The sequence below is a fragment of the Paraburkholderia sp. J10-1 genome (assembly GCF_905220165.1).
Classification (GTDB): domain Bacteria; phylum Pseudomonadota; class Gammaproteobacteria; order Burkholderiales; family Burkholderiaceae; genus Paraburkholderia.
Window position 1 is genome coordinate 14,035 of the sequence record NZ_CAJMYW010000024.1, and the last position, 19,507, is coordinate 33,541.

12 protein-coding genes and 2 pseudogenes are annotated in these 19,507 nt (G+C 57.1%); 10 read left to right on the plus strand and 4 right to left on the minus strand.

Going from position 1 to position 19,507, the window contains the following annotated elements; genetic code table 11:
- From U5A65_RS36855 to U5A65_RS36865, 3 genes are all read right to left on the minus strand, one after another.
- The gene (locus U5A65_RS36855) at positions 1-297 is read right to left on the minus strand and encodes a hypothetical protein (RefSeq protein ID WP_321949315.1); all 297 of its coding nucleotides are present in this window, start codon (positions 295-297) and stop codon (positions 1-3) included.
- A 2,863-nt stretch (positions 298-3,160) separates the two neighbouring features.
- Positions 3,161-4,132, minus strand: coding sequence for a ParB/RepB/Spo0J family partition protein (locus tag U5A65_RS36860; RefSeq protein ID WP_321949316.1), 972 nt, complete (start codon positions 4,130-4,132; stop codon positions 3,161-3,163).
- Positions 4,129-5,337: a ParA family protein gene (locus U5A65_RS36865; protein WP_321949317.1), complete on the minus strand. Its 1,209-nt coding sequence runs from the start codon at positions 5,335-5,337 to the stop codon at positions 4,129-4,131. Before U5A65_RS36865 ends, U5A65_RS36860 begins: the two co-directional genes overlap by 4 nt.
- Positions 5,338-6,139: 802 nt before the next feature.
- Here U5A65_RS36865 and U5A65_RS36870 point away from each other — a divergent pair.
- From U5A65_RS36870 to U5A65_RS36905, 9 genes are all read left to right on the plus strand, one after another.
- Positions 6,140-7,522, plus strand: coding sequence for a replication initiation protein (locus tag U5A65_RS36870; RefSeq protein WP_321949318.1), 1,383 nt, complete (start codon positions 6,140-6,142; stop codon positions 7,520-7,522).
- A 695-nt stretch (positions 7,523-8,217) separates the two neighbouring features.
- A complete protein-coding gene (locus U5A65_RS36875; protein WP_321949319.1) occupies positions 8,218-8,949 on the plus strand; it encodes a hypothetical protein in 732 nt (243 codons plus the stop codon).
- Between the two features lie 617 nt (positions 8,950-9,566).
- Positions 9,567-10,238 carry a hypothetical protein gene (locus U5A65_RS36880; RefSeq protein ID WP_321949320.1) on the plus strand — a complete coding sequence of 224 codons (672 nt, stop codon included), beginning with the start codon at positions 9,567-9,569 and terminating at the stop codon, positions 10,236-10,238.
- Between the two features lie 810 nt (positions 10,239-11,048).
- Positions 11,049-11,936, plus strand: a complete 888-nt coding sequence (locus U5A65_RS36885; protein WP_321949321.1) for a hypothetical protein — start codon at positions 11,049-11,051, stop codon at positions 11,934-11,936.
- The gene (locus U5A65_RS36890) at positions 11,937-12,785 is read left to right on the plus strand and encodes a hypothetical protein (RefSeq protein ID WP_321949322.1); all 849 of its coding nucleotides are present in this window, start codon (positions 11,937-11,939) and stop codon (positions 12,783-12,785) included.
- A gap of 666 nt (positions 12,786-13,451) precedes the next feature.
- Complete coding sequence (locus U5A65_RS36895) at positions 13,452-14,438, plus strand: hypothetical protein (RefSeq protein WP_321949323.1); 987 nt, start codon at positions 13,452-13,454, stop codon at positions 14,436-14,438.
- A 560-nt stretch (positions 14,439-14,998) separates the two neighbouring features.
- Entirely contained in the window at positions 14,999-15,124 is a 126-nt protein-coding gene (locus U5A65_RS36900) for a hypothetical protein (protein ID WP_321949324.1), read from the plus strand.
- The gene (locus U5A65_RS41040; RefSeq protein WP_415766293.1) at positions 15,100-15,219 is read left to right on the plus strand and encodes a hypothetical protein; all 120 of its coding nucleotides are present in this window, start codon (positions 15,100-15,102) and stop codon (positions 15,217-15,219) included. The genes U5A65_RS36900 and U5A65_RS41040 overlap by 25 nt, the downstream gene beginning before the upstream one ends.
- 1,923 nt (positions 15,220-17,142) lie before the next feature.
- Positions 17,143-18,312 carry a hypothetical protein gene (locus U5A65_RS36905; RefSeq protein ID WP_321949325.1) on the plus strand — a complete coding sequence of 390 codons (1,170 nt, stop codon included), beginning with the start codon at positions 17,143-17,145 and terminating at the stop codon, positions 18,310-18,312.
- Positions 18,313-18,492: 180 nt separating this feature from the next.
- Here U5A65_RS36905 and U5A65_RS36910 read toward each other — a convergent pair.
- A pseudogene (locus U5A65_RS36910) lies at positions 18,493-18,871 on the minus strand (transposase); the annotation flags it as partial.
- A 429-nt stretch (positions 18,872-19,300) separates the two neighbouring features.
- Between U5A65_RS36910 and U5A65_RS41045 the strand changes: the two are divergent.
- Positions 19,301-19,426: pseudogene (locus tag U5A65_RS41045) on the plus strand (IS30 family transposase); the annotation flags it as partial.
- Positions 19,427-19,507: the final 81 nt, after the last annotated feature.

Here is a 19,507-nt window from a genome sequence, read left to right on the forward strand (position 1 = left end):
TCAGAACAACTTACGCAAGCCCACCCGTACCGCAACCGAGGTATCGCCCGAGCCTACGTACACGCCATTCTCGAAGACCGGCGCCGACCCGCCACCAAGAAAAACCGGCGCGGCTCCGCCACTTGCGCGAAGCCATGTCGCGCTCGTGTAGACGTCGACGCTCTTCGAAAGCCAGTAGTCGCAAAGTGCAGTGACGTCCACCCATTTCCGCGAGCCGAGCTTGCTGTACCACGCACCGCCCATCAGCGTCGTCGCGGGCCTCAGGAAGAAGGCTTCGTTCGCCTCGTAGGTCAGCATCGATCCGCTGTCGCTGCCAATCTTGAAGCGTGTATCGGGTCCGCCCCCCGCGCGAGGCGTGCGCCGGCGTTCAGGCTGGAAGGAAATTCGGGCTCGTTACGGTCAACGCAGTGACGCCCTTTGTCGTAGCTTTCGCTTCTTCTAAATGCTTCGCTTCGAAAGTCGAAGAGATAGATCCGCGAGCGCGCCTATCGTGCATCGCAACTCCATTTTCTAATCGTTCGAGCGGTGGCACGTTCACCACCAGTGGCTCCGCCAGCGCATCCGAAGCGACAGTGTCGCCGAGCGACTCGACCGCTGTGACGCGTGGCAACAATACCTCGCCGCCCGCACCTGCTGCGCGCGGTCGGAAAACGGTGGCTCTGGAACTCGTCCGTGGAGAATGGCGGGAGGGGCCAGTGCGCCCACACTACTTTGGCCGCCATCGTGCGTAGAAGTCTCGCGAGCAGTTCCCCAAGGGGAGTCGGGGACATCGGGGAGCGGGGTCAAGGTCACATTCTGCTAGGGAACACGCTTACCACGTAGCAGGCCCGTTGGCCAAGGCTTTCATACCTCGCGTCGCCTTCCGTTCGGTATCGCCTACTCGGATGTGGCTGCGGAGCGCAAAGGGAGCGAGCGCCCGAGTCGCGATGATACGAATTCATACATATTACGTTATTTTCTATACAAGCGATTCACCAGACCGACGCATGTCATCTATTTTCTCCTTCGGAAGCGCCTTTCGTTGCTAGAGTGATCTATGCCCGTGAAACATTACTAACATTTTCGGCTACAGAGCCCGCCTGACAATGGTTTCATGCCACCTGATTATTTTTCGAGAGTGTTCCACGAGCCTTCCCATCGGCGTGCTGATTGGGTCGCGCTCTTCCCGGGACTATCGAATATGCCGTGCCTCGGCCCACTGCCACACACTTCTGTGAACTGTTGTTAGGTTTGGGTCTATGTGCGAGCCTCAAATATTGTTAGTTGCATAATGTATTGCGTGCGTGAAGTATCGACGAGTTCCCGTTCAGGAGGGACGTCATGGATGCCTATGGAAACCTGTCCATCGGTATAGCCAAGGCAACCAATCTCGCCATCCAGCACGTCTCGCGATCCGCGTCTCGGCGATCGGTCAGATACTTCTCTATCACGGCAGTATCCGATGCTCGGCCCGCCACTCAGCAGAGCGCCTTCCCGTATGAAGCAATGCGTTCCAATCGCACGTCACACGAAAATGTCATCGTTATGTTGGTCACGCTTCGATCCGTACGGGCGCGACGCGGTTACTTAGTTTGCGTTCTTTCGCATCGGCCCTCGACGTGCGCAGCACCGCAGCGTCCTCTGGGCGAGCGCATAGTCGGATTAGGCTATTGAGTCTGTGACAACGTGTCTATTCACGTATGAGCAACGGCTCACGTTGTCAACTGGACGCAAACGTCCACGTCTGAACTCGCCGCCCGCGAACTATTCCCGCTTGCATCCGGCACCTCACGAGGCTACATGGTGAGCCTTAATCCAGTTGCTCGTAGCCCTACTGGCGATCCGCCTCGCGCCAAGGCTCGCCGAAACGCATGAGCACCGCCGGCTTCGCGCTAACCCACGGCGCCTTTGACGCCGACCTCGCTGTTGCGGCGACCTGCATTTGGCCGGGCTGCACCTGTACTCGGAGCGGCCTAGTGACCTACGGCGGTGCACTGGACTAAACGCGAAACTTGACTGTTCTAAAACCCGGAGTTTGCCGCCAGTTCGGCAGAGAACCCCGGGATTACGCCCGGGATTGCCGCACCGAACTTGAAACACCCGCCGAATGACCGACGTCCAGGGTAACTTAGAGGCGGGCCGGGCTTGAGCGTTCGTCCGTACGCAAACGCCTCCGTCGACGCCTTCACGCAAGACATTGACTCGCACTACCCCAACGTGGCCGATTAGCGGGCCCCTTCCGCCGAGCGGAGGACTGTTTCATGAAATCACCCATCTGCCGAACAGCCGGAGCTCGATAAATGCATGCGGCTTGCTCTCGCACGTTTGCCCGTATGAACTCGTTATCGCAATCACGAGGTGCGCGACGGCGAGTTGCCACTGGAGCCACTCAGCGTCGCCGCTCAAGGGGCGCCGGATAAAGGTCCACACGGCGGCGTCTCGGGCGCAGCCGGCTCATTTCGGGGTGCATTTTTCTAGTCAAGCAACTCACACATCCGCTTGAAGGGCACGCTGTGCCCTTACGCATGGCACAGCGACAGTGTCTCCATTGGAGACACTCCACTTGTCGTTCAACGGTGCTCGTTGAACACCCCAAGAGTGGCAACACAGACGGCAGCTTCGTTCACACTCCGCCATTTGTGACGCGCGCGGTGCCTTCACAAATGGCGCAGCGAAGGTGATTCGAATCGCAAACATCTATCAAGTCCGGTGAGTGCTCTGAGAAGTCGATGAAGCAGCTTTCAAGCGGCTAAGTGGTGAACTCCGCACCCGCCGTTTCGTTCATTCATGGAAGTCTGCGTTTGACCCGCTGTCCGCGCCCCGAGAGTTATCCATGGCCGGTGTGTCTCCAATGGAGACACACCGGCATACAACTTAGCCTTTCCACTAGTGCCTTTGCCCCTTAGGAAACGAAAGTAAACGAGCATGCCGCTTCATCACCGAAGCTCGCCCGGGAATCGGTGAGTCTCCAATGGAGACACAAGCGCTCGCGTGCAGCCGGCTTCATTCGCTCGGTGCACATAGGGCGACCGTAATGCTATGCAGACGGTGGGCGGAGCCCCTCTCTCAAGCCGCTCAGCGCATCGCAGCCCCTCTCAGAAAGTGAGGTGAACCGCCCGAGAAAGAGAAACCCATAAAAAAAGCCCGACGAATCGGGCCTTCTTGTTGAGCAGTAATCGGTCTACGGGGCGTTGGCAAACAATTGGGCAATCAACTCTCGAATCTGCTTTTCCTTTTCGTCAGTGAGCATGCCGGCTCTGATCTTCACTGTAAGACCAACCGAATCTTTGGTGATCGAGCCAGCCTGATTCCCCCCCGCGAATATCTTGTCGATGCTGCGATCGCTCACGTTCGCCGCGTTCTTCCCGTCGTCGTCGATAGCCTGCTTGATTGCCTTCGCCAACTTCGTCTGATCTAAGTCCCCCGCAACGACTTTAGCCCAAACTTCACTGGCAAGCTCAAACGCTCTCGGATCTTGCTCTCGTAGCGCAGACACTGCATTCTGTGCCGCATGCGCGCCGAGCAAGCGAGGTTGAACATCGAGGTCCCTAATTATGAAGTCCGGCAGTTCACCAAACGCTAGATAACGATAAAGCTCGGAACGGGAAATCCCCAGCGCTTCGGCCATCCGCTTGCGGTTGGGAAACTCTTTCTCCGTTCGACGGATCGAGCGAGAAATCTCATAGTCCGACAAATCCTCTCGCGCAACATTCTCAACGAGCGCAAGCATGGCCATCTCTTCGTCAGACAGATCGACAACCAAGACCTTGATAGTCTCCCTTTCGATCATCTTGTGAGCCCGCCAGCGTCGCTCGCCGGCAACGATTTGATAGCCCGAGCCACTCCGCCGAACAACGATCGGCTGAACAAGCCCAGCCTCCCGAATCGATTCCGCGAGTTGCGTGAGCTTACCCTCCGCAAAAACCTGCCTCGGCTGCCATGGATTCGGGACAATATCGGCAACTTTAACCTCAGAAGCAGGACCCGCCTTTTCCAATTCGGTTATCCGCTTTTGAGCTTGAGCAAGGGCACCCGCCATTCCCGGAGCGGTGAGCGGAACCTTATTCTTCTCCTGCTGTGGATCGAGTTGAATGTCCTTTGCTGCTCGAACATCAGCCGTCTTAGCCATCATCCGATCACGCAAGCTGCTCATTGTCCAGCCCTCCACAATGCGACGTACTGGTCATCTATCCATTTGCAATAATCCATCAGCGGCTGCTTAATCCGGGCAACGGTTTTCGCAACTGTGTCCGCGCGCGACAAATCGAACACCGTCGAAAAAGCGAGTGCGCCGTTACTCATGACTGAACTCGCGGGAATTTCTGTCGTGTGAAGCCAGTCCCCATACGCTCGTTGCGACCATGACCGCACCACTGGCGCCGAGGACGTCGTGCCGTAATCGACCTTTGAGAGCAGGACCGAGACGAAGTCATAGGTCTTATCCACCTCGTGCGCAGCAAAGCCATTGGCGACTTCCGCAAACAGCGACCAGAAGGACGCCGAGGATATGAAATCTAAGCTTTCTGGGACTAGTGGCATGACCATAGAATCCGCCGCCATCAAACCATTCAGTGTCATGTATGACAGGGAAGGTGCCGTATCCAGAATGATGTAGTCATACTGGGCGCGCAGTGGCTCGATACCTTTGCGCAGCACCGACCAGAACTCAAACCCTGGGCTGGTCTTCTGCGCGGCGGGCAGATGAAACTCGGCATCGTGCAAATAGTTGTGTGCAGGGATGACGTCGAGTCCATCCCAATATGTGCTTTGCACTTTCGATCCCAGACCGCCCTCAATATTCGGTTCATAGATGTAGGGCAGGACAGTGTCCTCCCATGTAATATCCTTCTCGGCGTACAGTCCGCAGAGTTCGGAAAGGGACGCCTGAGGATCCAGGTCGATCATGAGAACCTTTCGTCCGCGCAGACTGAGCCCCTGACCAATACACATAGAGGTCGTGGTCTTGCACGATCCGCCCTTGAAGTTGGCCGTCGTCAGTACACGACCGCGCTGTTCACGTGTTCCTGTGACCAGTGGCGTCTGATAGATTGCCGAAACCTTTTGCACCCAACTACGCGCATCTCTCAGCGAAAAGATTCTCGCTCGCCCCGTTCCGTGAGTTTCGCCTGCCGGAAGGTCGCTGCCTTCCTTCGTTGCGAGATAGTTGATCTTTTGGCGGTCCACTCCGCAGAGTTCCGAAAGTTCACCGATTGTGAACACCGGAGCAGTCTTCCGCGGCCGGGGAGCCAGTATTTGATCACGCAGTTCGTCGGTCATGACCCGTAGCCGCTCTGCAAACTCGCTGAAGTCCGAGAGCTTGACACGTCGATCAATGCCCGGAAGCTCGCTTAAATTCATACGGTAAATTCCTTTTTGTCCACGGTGAGGTGATTTCTAAACGTTCACCGAGCATTTCCACGGTTCGGCTTCTTCCGTTAGTCGAAGCGTAGAATACTAGCCGTACCGCAGAATTGCCATCACATTCGCACCCGGTCGCATCCGTTGTTGATCCTCAATTAACAAATATCCATATTTTTCAAATACTTAGAGTGTTTTCGATATCCGCGTGAAAGCCACACCTAAACGATCAACCCGCGAGGTGCACGCGAATCGGGCCACTCAAGCGAGTCTTCCAACACAAAACACCTCACCTTCGGGGACGAAAAGCCGCTGAGTTAGCCGCCGGGTTTGTTCAAAACACAATCCACCTCACCTTTTAAAACGCCCCACGCCTATTTCCTCGCCGCTTCTGGAACGCGTCCGCTCATCTCCGGCTAGATAGTGTTCTGAGATCCTCGCTCGGGCTTGGGGCGCGCACGGTTGTTTGTATTTCTTGTAAACAAAGAACCGACCAACCACAAACGGATTCAAGCGAAACAAATAAAATCAAAGACTTAGATCCGCAAGGTGATGTGTTCTGTGTTTGTGGTGCTGTTAATTGAGCGCTAAGGTGAGGCGTTTACCACGACAAAGTGAGGCAGATTGGACGGCAAGGTGAAGTATTTGGGCCGATAAGGTGAGGCGAATTGTGATCCGGCGGCGCCTAAGGTGAGGCGTTTTGTGAAGAAGCGCAGCGTAAGGTGAGGTGATCTGTGTTGACAGCGCACCTTGCGGTCGGTACCGTACCGCTCGAACGGTAAGAGGACGCGAGGGAAGCCGAATGACGACAGCGGGGCAAGTGGCCACATCCAGGCAATTGGCCTTGGCTCTGTTCGACGACGCGAATGCGGAAGATTTGCCAGTCGAAGCTGCGCGGTCCGATATCGGCTTTGCACGAAAGAACGTTCTTATACGCATCGTTGACTTGGGTGTTGCCGCGCGTCGATTGATCGATGCGGCGTACTTCATCGTCGCACAAGAGAAGGATGTCCACGATCTCTACGACGTGGAACTCGACTACTTCAAGTGGCTCATGCGCTACTCCAGCCGTAATAACGCACATCTGGAGCAAGTTATTACGGAAGCGCAACGGGCGCTGATCCAAGCTACCGCGGACGCGGAGGCTGACGGGACGAAGCCATTCGGATCGGTTCAGCTGATTGGTCGCATTTCCTATACCGGAGGACGGTTCCAGTTTCGCGTGCCGCCCGATCTCATTGGGATAATTCGCGGCCCGGGGAATTCTCATTGGCTTAGTCTTCGCATTACCTCGCTTTTCAGTCTGAGCTACGCCCGAGTGATGTACGACCGCCTGCTGCCGTACGCCGCTGAGGGCCTGACTGACTGGTTCACGCTCGAAGAATTAAGGTCCTGGCAGGGCTCGATGGGAGCTAAGGCAAGCGAGTTCAAATATTTCAAGCGCGATTGGCTCACTCCGGCCGTGGATCAGATAAATGAGGTCTCTGACATTGCATTGTCGTACGAGACACGTAATGAACCTGGATCGAGGAAGATAGGTCGCCTGCGCTTTCGCATAGAGCGCAAAGAAATGGCTGAACGTCTGTTGCATTCGCACGAACAAGCTCAGGTGCTCTATCAGACCTTGAAGCAAGAGTTTGGATTATCGAGTGCCCAGTTCGGCCAGATTGCATCGGACCGAGACACATACAACGACGAGCGCTTGGAACAGGCAGTAGAAAGGACCCGATTCAGTCTTAAGCTTGGCAAGGTTTCAAAGAGCCCTGCAGGCTTCTTCATGAAGGCCCTGAAAGAAGGATGGATCGTTTCCGATGCTGAGCGCCAGATGGTCCAGGTTCGAAACAGTCTTGCGTTGACTGAGAAGCGGGAAATCGAAGCGAAGGAGCAAGTTGAGACGCGGCTTGCGTTGCAACTTGCGGCGCAAGATGTGCATGCTCAAAACCGTATCGTGGACGAGGTACGTCGCGGCTGGGAACTGTACCAGGAGGCGACGCCAAAACAACGGGAAGACTGGCGACGAGCCTATAGCGCCAGCGCTGCGGGCAAACTTACTCAACGACGCCTTGGGATGGAACTAGCGTCCGGACTGACCGAGGACATGTTCGCGAAGTATCCAGACCTTAGAGGCGCATTTGCCGGCTTCGTGTTCAACAAAATGCGAACCGGCAGGGGCAGGGCTCGCTAGCCCTCCGACGGCGACGGGTCGCTCGCGACCAGTGCGCGCGAGGTATTTTTGCATCCTGCGAAAGCACGACGCGCGTTTGCTGTTAGCGCCGATGTAAATCCCCGCTAGCCCGGATGACACGTTCAGGACTAACTCTGTCCCTTCTTGCGCAACGGCGCGGTTCTGGTGTAGACTAGCGCATCCGTTTGCTCGGAATGATTTACCCCACGAGCTAGGCGCCTGACGTAGGCGGCTGTGCCCGAATTAATTGCTTTGCATCGTGCAAAGTTCTAACGAGCCCTTCGTCGGTTTGCCGACGCGACAGGGCACGCGAGACGACGGTGGGTATTTTGCGGCACCGATTTGATTCGGCCGAAATATTGCCATTTGGGCAAGCCGCACTTATTCCCTCTCGCGAATCCACCTCAGCGATCTCTATGGCGACGAAACGGCTGCTGCCGGCCTCATTCGCTCGCTAGTCGCGACCTCAATTCCAACTCCGCAAGCTCTCGGGGCTCATACGGCGCTTCGCATCCCTTGCAAACGCCAACCCAGCTCCTGCCCTCGAAAGAACTAAGGCGCGAACGTTAGCCCAAGCGACGGCCACCTTGTAGGTGTTTCGACGTTCGGGCTCGCGTTTTCCCGACGCGAGAACGGCCCATCCGTCTCAGGTGCAATTGAGCCGTTCGACCGCACCAAAGAAAAAGGAGCTTCGGGTGAATTCACTCCTTCGACCACCGTCCCGTCTAAAGCATCACGTTCCGCAGCCATTTTGGCCCGTAGCCAAATCAATCGCAATTGAAGGGCGTCCCGACCTAGCTGCTTTCGCCGATAGGCTCGGATGCGAATACAAACCGCTCGACAAAGAACTCATCGAAGCAATCGCGTTCGGACAAGCTCTTCTCGTCGAGCGGAGGGACACCGATCTAGCGAAGCATCTGCAGTTGTGGACGGAAAGATCTCCGAAAGTACAACTAAGTAAGAGTTTTGCGGACTTCGAACGTGCTTTCTCGGTCCCCGTCTATCACCTCGAGACGAAGTGGGGCGTCGTGATCGCAGCGGATGCAAGCCACAGGATCTATGGCGTCCCTTTCTGGGCCACGGAGTTGCTCTATTTGCCATGGGCAATTGCAGAATGTCCGGAGATTGCAGCCGATCTCTTCCTGCCGCAAGGTGATGCGACTCTGCACGTAGTGTTGCGGCGCGAACTTTCTCCGGAATTCGGTCGATACGTCGGGCCGGGAACCCCTAGCGTCGAGGGAAGGAAGGGGTTCTACTCGGCGGCAATGCGATCGTACGTCGTAGGTAATGAGAGGGAAGTCCTTAACTCGACGCTCGTGGCCGATGGTCTCCTCGAAGTTCTGAACGACGACTTCCACATGCTATTCGGTGAAATCGTCGATCGGACCGTTCAACTCTTGTACTCTTCGCGCCTCCATGGGGAATGAGGATTTAACCGACCGCGGCTTATGAAGGAGCGAGAGTGCAGTGAACCGATGAATCGCCTCGATTTATCGTTCATTTCCGATCGGAAAAGTGCGCCCGGGTTCGGCTTTGCGTTCCCGACCCGGGCGCAGATCTAGTTGATTCGGAATGCAAATTATAAATCGCAACTCGTCAATGAGTAGACGATGGTAATATGTGCACACGCCGTTCGCTCGGCAGCAATTTCGGAGCCGTCCCAAGCTCCGCCAAAAACTCATGAAATGACGCATACGTGTGAGTGACTCATGCTCACGGATAGCGTCGCTCTTTCTCAAGGTGCGCAACCGCATCTGTCGAAAGCCAGGATCGCATTTGCGTTCGCAGGTTATCTTTTCCCTTGCAAAGCACGTTAGCCGGGTCGAACGGGTTTTATCCGGCAAGTCCACTGCTCGCGATACGATTCGAGCACACAAGCGACCGCTGTGCGTTGTTCAACGCGAATGCCCCATGAATCCTCACTCCTGAAAAAATACCGGGGAAGCGGTGAGCGGCGATGAGCCGCCCGCGAATTTCCCTCGTGTTTTTTGTGCGAGTCCGTGTTGAGAAACACATCCCGGCCTTTAACCCAGGAGGAAGAAACATGACTACGAACACCCAGAGCGGCATCTCGAACACTCAAGTCCCTTTCGCGCAATTTGCAGAGGAACTTGGAATGACGTACGGCGTCGCGCCGCACTGGTTCGTGCAGGCGAAGGCGCGCAACGCTACGGTTCCTTGGTACTACCCGACAATCGGGCCTCGCGCGCTTCTGAGTCTGACCTATTTCGACGAAAAATTCATTCGCGACATGCCGCGATATCGTGAATTCTTGGAAGAATTCGCCGTTCCAGAGTTCGGCCGCAATACCGAATTCGGGCGCATTACATTTGAGGAAACGTGTGACCAGGAAGGCAGTTTGGCATTTACGTTCGCCTTCTGTCCGCGGTCACTCGCGCGCAATCCAACGCTGAGGGATCCTGTATTTGATCCGGCAACGCAGAAGTTTTGCGCGGTGCACACCGAAGCCGTAGCAGAATTCCGGTCCCTTATCGAGCAGCGATACCGAGGCTCGGCCGATCTTTGTGTTCTGGAAGGCAATGAGATTCACGAGGCTCTCACCGTGCGAATTAGCGTAGAAGCAGGGAGCCCGGTGAACTACACGGAACTCGCGAAGGATCTCGTTGATGTTTGCGACTCGCCGGAGTTTGATCGCCGGTTTCTGCGCGTGGTCCGACGCGCTGCGGCGCGTCGCAACGAACTTATCCGACGATAGCCTGTGGCCTGCGCGCGAGCGCGAACCATTGCGCGCAAAGGCAACCAGCACGACAACTAAACCGGGCACGGAGAGATGGGAATGGGGAACGGCGCTCGGCGTGGATGCCATCGACACGAACGCGGAGGTTCACGGTAACACACCTAAAACTTTGGTTGGGCGAATCCCGAGATCTGATCGCTGCTTTTGCGCACCGGAGTGGGCAGGTCGTGGCGCGTTGAGATCTCTTCCCGACAACCCGAGTGGCTGAGGGATATAGCCGCGTTGCGCGTACATGTCGGGAGTCCGCTGTTTCACGTGGGGTGGCCCTTTTGAAACGCAATGCCGATCACCTGGCAATTCAAGCAATGAGGAGCGCGCACCGTGTCACCCGCCTTGCGACGCGGTGCGTGCGTTCCGTGCCTTTAGTCGTGTCCGCTAGTTTGATTTCGCTTTTTTTTGAAGAGGAGAAGTAGAAATGAAACGACAGCCAATACACGACCTGATTGATGAACTTGATCGACTCTTTTACGGAAGGAGTTCTGGACAATCTCTAATTGGAACCAGCAGTGTTCCACGCGGCGATGATTTCGCCGCGAGTCCAGCTCCGCGTGCCAGACGCAGGAAACGAAAATCTTCGCTGGATGAGTACAAGTCGGTGGCCGAGGCGTTCGTGATTCGCCGTGCGCGCTCCGCGCGGCCAGCGTGCTTCACGTACTCGCGTCTCCAGAATCTTATCGCACGGAAATCCGGGCGCCTCTACAGCGTCAGTGCAATCCATCGACGCATGGAACGTTGGGGGCTGGGCGATGGAATGAGGAGGTATGAAAAATGAGCCGCGACCGCATGTTTTCAAGGATTCGCAAGTCGATCACGCTGCATGGTGTAGCTCGCTCGGAGCTCGGGACAGACCGATCTGCGTTGATCACTTCCGTAGGCAGCGGACGCATCACTGAGCAGGCAGAAAGGCGCTTCATGGAGTGGCGGCGCACTAACGGCCTATGTCTGGATGGTCCTTTCCTGAAGGCGGAAGCGGAGGAGTTCCTCTACGAGTATGCAGAGACCCACAGGCAATCCGCTACTGATTCGACCCGTCTCAGTCTCAGTCGCGTGCTGGGCATTCGGTTACCTCATGTCCCGAGCTTGATCGATACAGTGAGCGAAGGTCGTGCCGTCACATGGGATCAAGTGCAGCGAGTCATTGAACATCAGCGCCATTGGAACGCGCTATCCACACTGGTGTCATTTAATGCGGGTCTCCGCGCGTCAGAACTTGACACGCTACGACGCGACGATGAGCAGGAGCCATCGTCGCACCGGAACTGGCGCGCAACAATGTTCGAGGGTCGAAAAAACTGGGTAAGGATGGTCGTAACAGGAAAGGGGGGCTTGCGCCGCCCCGTAGCTCTGGCGCGCCCACTGGCCGATGCGCTTGAAATGTATCGCCTGGCAGAGGCGACGCAGAAGACCGATCGGGGAGTTCATCGTGAGCCGGTTTACAGCATCGGCGGTGGTCAGACATTGAGTCAGAGCTTCTCATACGCAAGCCTGAAAGCCTTGGGTTTTTCCCTCGGCCATCACGGGCTCAGACATGGATTTGCGCAAAGGCGCGTAGGCGAACTGACGGCACTTGGATACACCTTCATGACTGCAGTCCAGATGGTGTCGGTCGAGCTTGGGCATTTCCGCCCGGTACTCGCATATTATCAACCGAGATAAATGATTAGCTATCCATATCATCCAGCTGGCCTGATTGCCCGTGAGCAACCAAATGGGCGAAGCCGATTCACGGTCGTCGATCCCGTCGATCGCCGGGAAGTCAGCCATGGAGGTGACTGGCAGGCCGCCTATAATCACTGGCTCAAAATCAGGCGCGCACGTGTGCCCGTGCCGAACCCAATGCCGCTCCTCTGGCTGGTTAAGGAGTTTTCAGAATGCCGGCGAATGGCCGATGAACGTTTGCGCGCAGCGCACGAGACGGAAATGCATTCAATTTCTGTTGTTCTGAAAAAACTGGGTGACCCGCATGCGGCAGGGTTGCGGGACGTGGACTGCGTAGCGTTCCGTAACGCTTGCGCTGCTGTCCCCCGCCTCGGCCCGGTTGCGACAGAAACGCTCATACGGAGGATTCGCCAGGCCTGGATCTGGGGGTGCGAACAGGGATGGCTCCAGCATGAGTGTCCGTTTTCAGCTGAGCAGCGTGATACCGCCATCAAGCGGGAGCTGGTCGGGGTTGTAGCAAGCTATCTCCCGGACGACGCGCTGACTAGAGTTCTCTCTGCCCGGAAGGCAGTCGGCCCGATTGCGGAGGAGCAGATCAGGGGACTTTCGCGAGCAGTCAGGCGGGCCGCAAGGCTGGCGAGCGATCAGGCGAGGCGAGACGGTCGGCCGGATCTGGTGGACTGGCTCTCACGCTGCAAGCTGAGTTGGATGCTCAACACCTCGATCGACGGATCGCTGCTGTTGTCGAACGCGATGCAAACGATGGCGAGTGGGCGGATTGAGCGCGTGGCCGAACTGAAGCGACGTTGCGCAAAAGATGCTGTAAAAGCGGAAGCCAGGGACTGAGACAGAAGGGTGGATTGCAGTTCGTCAGCGTTCGGGCAGGTTCATCGACGTTCAGTGTGATGACCCGAACGCAGACGGCATCGATCTCGAAGCAAGCACTTCTAGAAAGTGATGGTCGCTCAAGCGTCTTATCGGCTATCATACGGTCAGGCCGTTTGCTCGGCACCAGCTTTTCCCAGCCACCCAGTGGCAACACAGACAGTTCATGAAATGACGATCGCGAGTTGAGCCGGTTGGCTCATACGCGAGTTGTCTCTGCCATGGCATGCGCTCGCATGCCTTTTATGCCTAGATCGCATGCGCGATCATAGGCTGCCTTCATTCACTTCGTAAGTCGTAATCCGACCGCGACATGCTGTGCCGGCCGGCAATCCCACTGTCTGCGAACAGTGTCCCCGCAAGCGGCAGACGTTTCTTGTCCGGCCCGCGTCCCGACCACGCTCCGTGGTTCCCGCAATGATCTTCCGATTTACCTCTGTGTGCGCATGACGCACACCAGGTCGTCTGCGGGCGACCGCCCGCGCTATGCGGAATCTCTCTGCCTTTGATGTGCCGTTGTTGATGTTTTGGGTTCCCCTTCGGGGGAGAAGGGACTGGTCGGGCCGTCCGGGTTCTTTGCTGCGGACGGCCGCCTTGATCGTTGTACAAAAACTGGAGGAGTGAAGAATGGCCATGCGCGTTGTGGGACTTGATGTGGGTAGTGGTTACACGAAAAAGTGCCATCGAACGGATAGCGGCAAACTCGTCATGAGCGCGTTCCCGTCCTTTGCACTTCATCATGATGAACGTGCGCTCGCGGAGGCGTCCCGCGATAACAGTCTGCAGTCTTCAATAAAGACGGTCGAGGTAGATGGGACGAAGTTCGATGTCGACGTGTCTGAAGACGCAATGATCGTCCAGCGGAGGTCGGACTGGAATGAGAGCAGCGATTTTCCCCAACGCGCAGAGTACCGTGCGCTGATTCATGCTGCGTTGGCGTCGACAGGGTTCTCTCACATCGATCGGCTCGTCGTCGGTCTCCCGGTTCATACGTATCCACGTTTCCGGACCGAGCTTGCAGAACAAGTCGGACGCCGCGTTTCCTGGAATGGTGGCCAGATTTCAATCGGTGAGGTCCGCGTCGTGCCGCAAGGGGTCGGCGCCATGCTGACGCTCCGTGCCGAGGAGGAGGGGAGGCTTTCAGCGCTCCGGACCGCGCTGGTTGACGTCGGCCAATTCACGACTGACTGGATTGTGAGCCAGAATCTGGCGATCGACTTCGAGCGCAGCGGTGGCAGGCCAGGTGGCGCGAGTCACGTTTACCGAGCCATCGCGGAAGGTGTTACCGCGGAGCTTGGTGAGGGCTTTGACCAACTCGACCAGATCGAGCGGTCCCTGCGCACTGGCGAGCCGCTGCTGGTTTACGGAGCGCCGATGAAACTCGAACCTTACCTCGAACGGGCTAACCGGGTCGCGCTCCAGACTGTGCGCGCCATCCAGGCGAAACTGGGCGCGGCACATGATCTGACCTTCGTACTCGCAGGCGGTGGTGGGCACCTCTACCGCGGTGCCCTGGCCGAAGTGTTCCCGCGCAACCGTGTTGTCGATCTCGTCGACGCCCGGTACCGGAACGTCGTAGGTTTTCTACTCTTTGGCGAAAATACCGCTTCGTGAGGTCCTATGGATGATTGCCTCAATTTCACGGTGATCATTCGAGGACCGGCATACCGCGAGCTGATATCGCTGCTATCGGCCGTCGCTGATTCTCGGGACCGTGCGGGTTTGCTCAAGCGGCTGGCCGAAGACGGCACGCGCTTCGATGACATAGCTGCGCCCATGACGACGGGGCGCGCAGGGTTGCCGGCGGAGCCTGATTCGCATGCGGGCGGCTTTGACATCAGGCTCGTTATCCGGAGGGAGGAGTTCCCACGGCTCCACGGCGAGTTGCTTCAATGTGCAAAACCGCGCGCCCGAGCCGCGCGGTTTCGGCAACTAGCCTTTGAAGGAGCGCGCCAACAGCGCGCAGCGGTGTTGCCACAAATAACACGGCGGTCTGCCGTGCCAGACAGCACTGACCGGGGAGCGGCAGAAGGAGGGTCGATAAGCGCACTTGCTCTCGGTCCGGACGCCATTCCGAAGGACCTCTTCTCTGGATTCGGTTGAAGCGAGTGCGCTTCGAGCATACCTGTCCGGCTAACAAGAAGATGTAGACGACGAGAGGAGAGGAACCCGAAATGTCTGAACGAATGCTGCGACTTCCTCGCGCGATTGCCATGGTCGGGGTCATGAGGACGACGATTTACGGCTGGGTAAACGTGGCGATTTTCCGCGACCTGTGTGGCGTGGTGTCCGTGCAGTAGAATGGCGTGAACGTGACCTTGACGACTGGCTGGCAAGGCGGGTTCCAGTAGCTCCCGGACTGAATGACCAGACACCTGCCATGGCTATTGGGTAACGTTGTCCGCCCTGTAGGAGAACCAGGGCCTCCCGCCAGGTCCGGGCTAGCCCCCGACCTGGCATCGCTGTAGTTGTACCGTCGCGTGTATGCCGCGATCCCGCCGATATTCTTTCCTGATTACCTTATCCTGTAGCCGTTCCTACCGTTCCGCGCAAATATGCGCGTGGCGCCGCACGATCTCACTGCCTGTCGGCCACTTCTCTTCCCGACGTGCCAATGTGCGTGTGGATTGTCCATTTCCTGCTTGAAGTTTAGACAACACCTTCCACTTCAAACCGGGTAAATAGCGCAAGGTGAGAAATCGTGGCGACATCTACCAGATCTCTCCCACATGACCGTTGCTGTAGTAGGTATCAGTGGATTGCTACCACACATCTCCTATACATCTCCCAGCACTGCCCATGTGGGCTAGCGGCCTGTGGCGCGTCCTGAACTGGAACTCAGTGCAGGCCCTCTACTTGCTCCAGCACACTACATTAAGGCGCCGAGCAGGCAGACGTCGCAATGTGCTGTGCAGTCCATCTTCCGGCATGTGCATCGGGAAATGGCACTTGAAAAAACCGGGAGAGAAGAACGGCTCGAATTTGCGTATAAGGCGTGTGGCGGGAGCAATGGATCGCCCTGCATCCCTTGCTGGTAAAGACTTGCAGCGACCAGGCATATTCCTGACACAGCGGTTTTTTTTGACACGAAGAATCAACGAACTGCCGTTGCGTCGCCTCGCGATCGACCATCGGCGGCGAGCACTCGTAGTCGGGCGCGGTACAAGTTCGTCGCTGTCTGATTAAGCTGACGAGCCGTTCCTCGTCTGTGACCGGATGCGCCCCGAACCGTTCTGGTGGCCAGTCTTCTTTCGCAAGCTGAGGGGCGCTTGCGTGAGTCTGAGTCCGCCGCCCTTGCAAGATGAACCGCGGCGATCACGTTTGCAATGTGCGAGGGAGCTTGATGACGTCGTCCCAAAGCAAGGTCCAATGCATTGTGACCACAGACTGTTTCGGTTTCCGTAGTGCCCTGAACGATGTCGTAGATCGGCTGGTTGGTGGCATCGGGAGGGCAGTAAATCTGGCGTCTTTGCCCGAAAGCGACGCAGGAATTGCCGTCACCTGGTGACCAGACTGCCTCGTCGTCGGATATTCGATCGGGCTTGCGTATATTCGTGAGCTATGCTTAAAATACCGCGAGCCGCCACTGCGGCAGCCCGAACTCTCGCGAGAGGGCACCCCCCGATGGAGGTCAATGAAGCACGTGACCTCAATGAATTTCAGTAGTGTAGGCGCCGCCTGGCGTCTCCTGAAAGCAACGGATTCCTGTTTTTGAGCCTGGGTCTGGGCGAAAGCCCTGCCATGCTGCGGTCTCCATGACGATATCGTCACGTCCGCGGCGCCAGGTACATCAGGTTTCTCCTCTCGCTCCCCCGCACGAAGAGACTTTTGCCGTCACCTTGACGGGCCGCTGACTCGTCGCCAAGCGACTGACACGCGGAGGGTCCCCCTGCTCCCGAGTCTTGTGGAGAAGGGCACATGAACCTGGTACGCGCGCTACCCTTCCGATGCCTGTCGGCAGTCGGATGCGCGTGGGCTTGTCTCCTCCCACGAAAAGGAGTCGGCGCCTCGCTTCGGCGAGGTAACCCGGTAACCGCAAGGACCGGGCCGTGCGGCAGACGACGTTGGACCGGTTTCATGCCCTCGGAAGCACAGTTGAGCCAAAAACGACCGCGCTCTCACGGTCGAGGTCCACGCGTAGTGCGGGCATGCTGCGCCCGGAACCCAACTGAGAGGGGGTTAAAGCTGCTCCTGGCGAGACAGGGCACAGGCGGCGAGGCGGCTTAAGCCATGTATGCATGGTGTTGCCGAATCGTTGTGCGTCGCGCACCCCGGTTCCTTCGGGGTGGGCCGGCGTTTATCTGTGGAGACTATAAGCATGGCAATGTACATCGAACTCGAGCAAGACGCAGGAGAGCGCCGCCGCAGTGGCGGGGACCAAAAGACGGGCTGGAAAACGGAACTGGACGTTCTGCTCGACCGACATGTAGCAAAGCGTGTCGACGGTCGCGACGCCGAACAACGCACGCGCGAAATCGCCAAGGAATCGCTCAGGAAATCATTTTCGACGCTGTACAAAGAGTTGGGCATGACGCCGCTTCCACACAACCTTAAGGAGGAGCATGTGCGGCGCCTCGTGCGGCACTGGTACTTTATCCAGAAAAAGCAGGTCACCACCATCGGAACGGATCTTTCGATCCTGCGCAAGCTCGCGCGGTGGATCGGTAAGCCACATTTGGTCAAACCCCTCGCTGTGTATCTCCCCGAGGTGGATGCCGAACTGCTGATGGTGCCCTCGCCTGGTGGAACCTCAAGGGCGTGGAGCAGTGCCGGCATTAACGTTGAGGAAAAAATCGGGCAAGCGTTTGCCTTTGATGAGCGCTTCGGCCTGATTCTGCTTGCTCAGGTGGCGTTCGGGTTGAGCGTGAACGAGGCGCTCAGCCTGCAGCCCTGGCGGGCCGATAACGGTACAGGGCTATCTATCTTTTCCGCTGACGGACCGAGGCACCGGCGCATGCGGCACATTCCCTACGTGATCCCGGAGCAGAAAGCTGTCATGAACTTGATCAAGCACTACATGAAGAAGACTCAAACACTCGGGTGGGAGAAGACTCGCCGTGGAAAGCTCTCAACCCTGAAATCGAATAAGCAGGAGTACTATGCGTGTATGGAAGTAATCGGCATTTCGAAAAAGAGCGCCGGTGTCGTTGGAGATGGCCTTCGTGCCGAGTTTGCGCTCAACATGTCGGCTGTCAACGGATTCGATCCCAAGACCGGCTATTACCATGGCCAGATCCTGTCGTGGGTAGAATCGACTGCTCCTATTGTGAAAACGGATGAGTTGCCTGAGAAGAAATGGCGTCAAGTCACGGCCAGTTACTTCCGAGCCTTTGTGCGCGATGTCACGGGCAAAGTCGAGTATGTCGGCGCAGCCGCGCGTGGGAATCAGTACCGTGAGTCCGAAGCCGAATACGCACCGGAATCGGTTGGACCACGTGCCATGTCTGACGGCGCAGAATTGGCATCCGGGGAGACCCGATCACAGTAGCGGGCGCGCTGACCCAGACGCGTCCAGGCGCCTCTACATCATTGCAGATTGCCCATGTTGAGTCGTAGGCTCAACGATGAACGCCGGGGCAAACAAGGGGGCTTTCTGGACGCACCAGAATGGCGTCAGGATTTCAAGTGTATTGGAATTGCTGCCTTAGAGACGGTTTCATAAAGGCCGTTAAGTTCGCTGAAGAGTGTTCCAGCAGATCAAGCAGCAGCCGAGCTTGAGGAGCGCTTCGTGAATGTCCGCACGACCTTCAAAGCGAATGCGTAGACGGCGGAAGTTGTGCAACCAGGCATGTGTACGTTCGACGACCCAACGGACTCTTCCAAGGCCACTACCGTGCGGGTGACCATGCCGCGCGGCGCTGGTGGGGATGTTGCGCGCGTGGAGAAGGCGTTGGTACTTGTCATGATCGTAACCGCGGTCCGCGTAGACACAGCCGGGACGGCTCAGCGGCCGACCGCGCGCCGCCAATCGGCACGATGGTCTCGATCAACGGGATCAGTTGGGTGGCATCGTGACGTTTGGCGCCGGTCAGGATTGTCGCGATCGGGTGCACCTCACGAATAGCTCGTTCATCAGATCCCATCTGCAACCTCCGATCACGCGATAAGCAGGGCGGCGGTCAGTATCGATCGGCGAGAGCATCCCGAGCGACAGTTTGCTATCGGCGTAGGCGGGTGGAATGAACGGTATTGTTTGACCCTGGGTTACCTGCGTAACCGATTCCGACAAGACTGCCGCCGTGCTAGATGCGGCCATTGTGCTGGTTGTACGTCCAAGGCATTGTACGATTTTCACTGTTGTCCAAACCACTCACAGCAGTCGAACGGTGCATGGTAAATATTTCATTGCGTACGCAAATAGAATATTGATGCCCACCGGCTGAGCGACTCACGATGCTATCAGACAGGATCTACTTGTGGATTCAACTAGTCGATGCAACACAATAGCAACTGCGTGAGTAGCGGGAGTGTTGCACATGAAGCAGAGACCCCGGATCCATTACAGCGAACGCTAGAAGGCAGTGATGTGGGAGCGCTGGCGCAAAGGCGATACGCTCCGACAGATCGCGCAGCTTTTTAACCGCATTCACTCGTCGATCCAGGATAATCGCCGCGTCGCGAAGAATTTCACGAGTTCCGCTTTTGCCCACACGAACAGCGGTTAGGGGATCAGCGCTAGACTT

What these genes read in the sequence shown, in the direction of transcription:
- U5A65_RS36855 (WP_321949315.1), bottom strand. Translation starts at nt 297, where the DNA reads ATGCTGACCTACGAGGCGAACGAAGCCTTCTTCCTGAGGCCCGCGACG.
- U5A65_RS36860 (WP_321949316.1), bottom strand. Translation starts at nt 4,132, where the DNA reads ATGAGCAGCTTGCGTGATCGGATGATGGCTAAGACGGCTGATGTTCGA.
- U5A65_RS36865 (WP_321949317.1), bottom strand. Translation starts at nt 5,337, where the DNA reads ATGAATTTAAGCGAGCTTCCGGGCATTGATCGACGTGTCAAGCTCTCG.
- U5A65_RS36870 (WP_321949318.1), top strand. Translation starts at nt 6,140, where the DNA reads ATGACGACAGCGGGGCAAGTGGCCACATCCAGGCAATTGGCCTTGGCT.
- U5A65_RS36880 (WP_321949320.1), top strand. Translation starts at nt 9,567, where the DNA reads ATGACTACGAACACCCAGAGCGGCATCTCGAACACTCAAGTCCCTTTC.
- U5A65_RS36885 (WP_321949321.1), top strand. Translation starts at nt 11,049, where the DNA reads ATGAGCCGCGACCGCATGTTTTCAAGGATTCGCAAGTCGATCACGCTG.
- U5A65_RS36890 (WP_321949322.1), top strand. Translation starts at nt 11,937, where the DNA reads ATGATTAGCTATCCATATCATCCAGCTGGCCTGATTGCCCGTGAGCAA.
- U5A65_RS36895 (WP_321949323.1), top strand. Translation starts at nt 13,452, where the DNA reads ATGGCCATGCGCGTTGTGGGACTTGATGTGGGTAGTGGTTACACGAAA.
- U5A65_RS36900 (WP_321949324.1), top strand. Translation starts at nt 14,999, where the DNA reads ATGTCTGAACGAATGCTGCGACTTCCTCGCGCGATTGCCATGGTCGGG.
- U5A65_RS36905 (WP_321949325.1), top strand. Translation starts at nt 17,143, where the DNA reads ATGGCAATGTACATCGAACTCGAGCAAGACGCAGGAGAGCGCCGCCGC.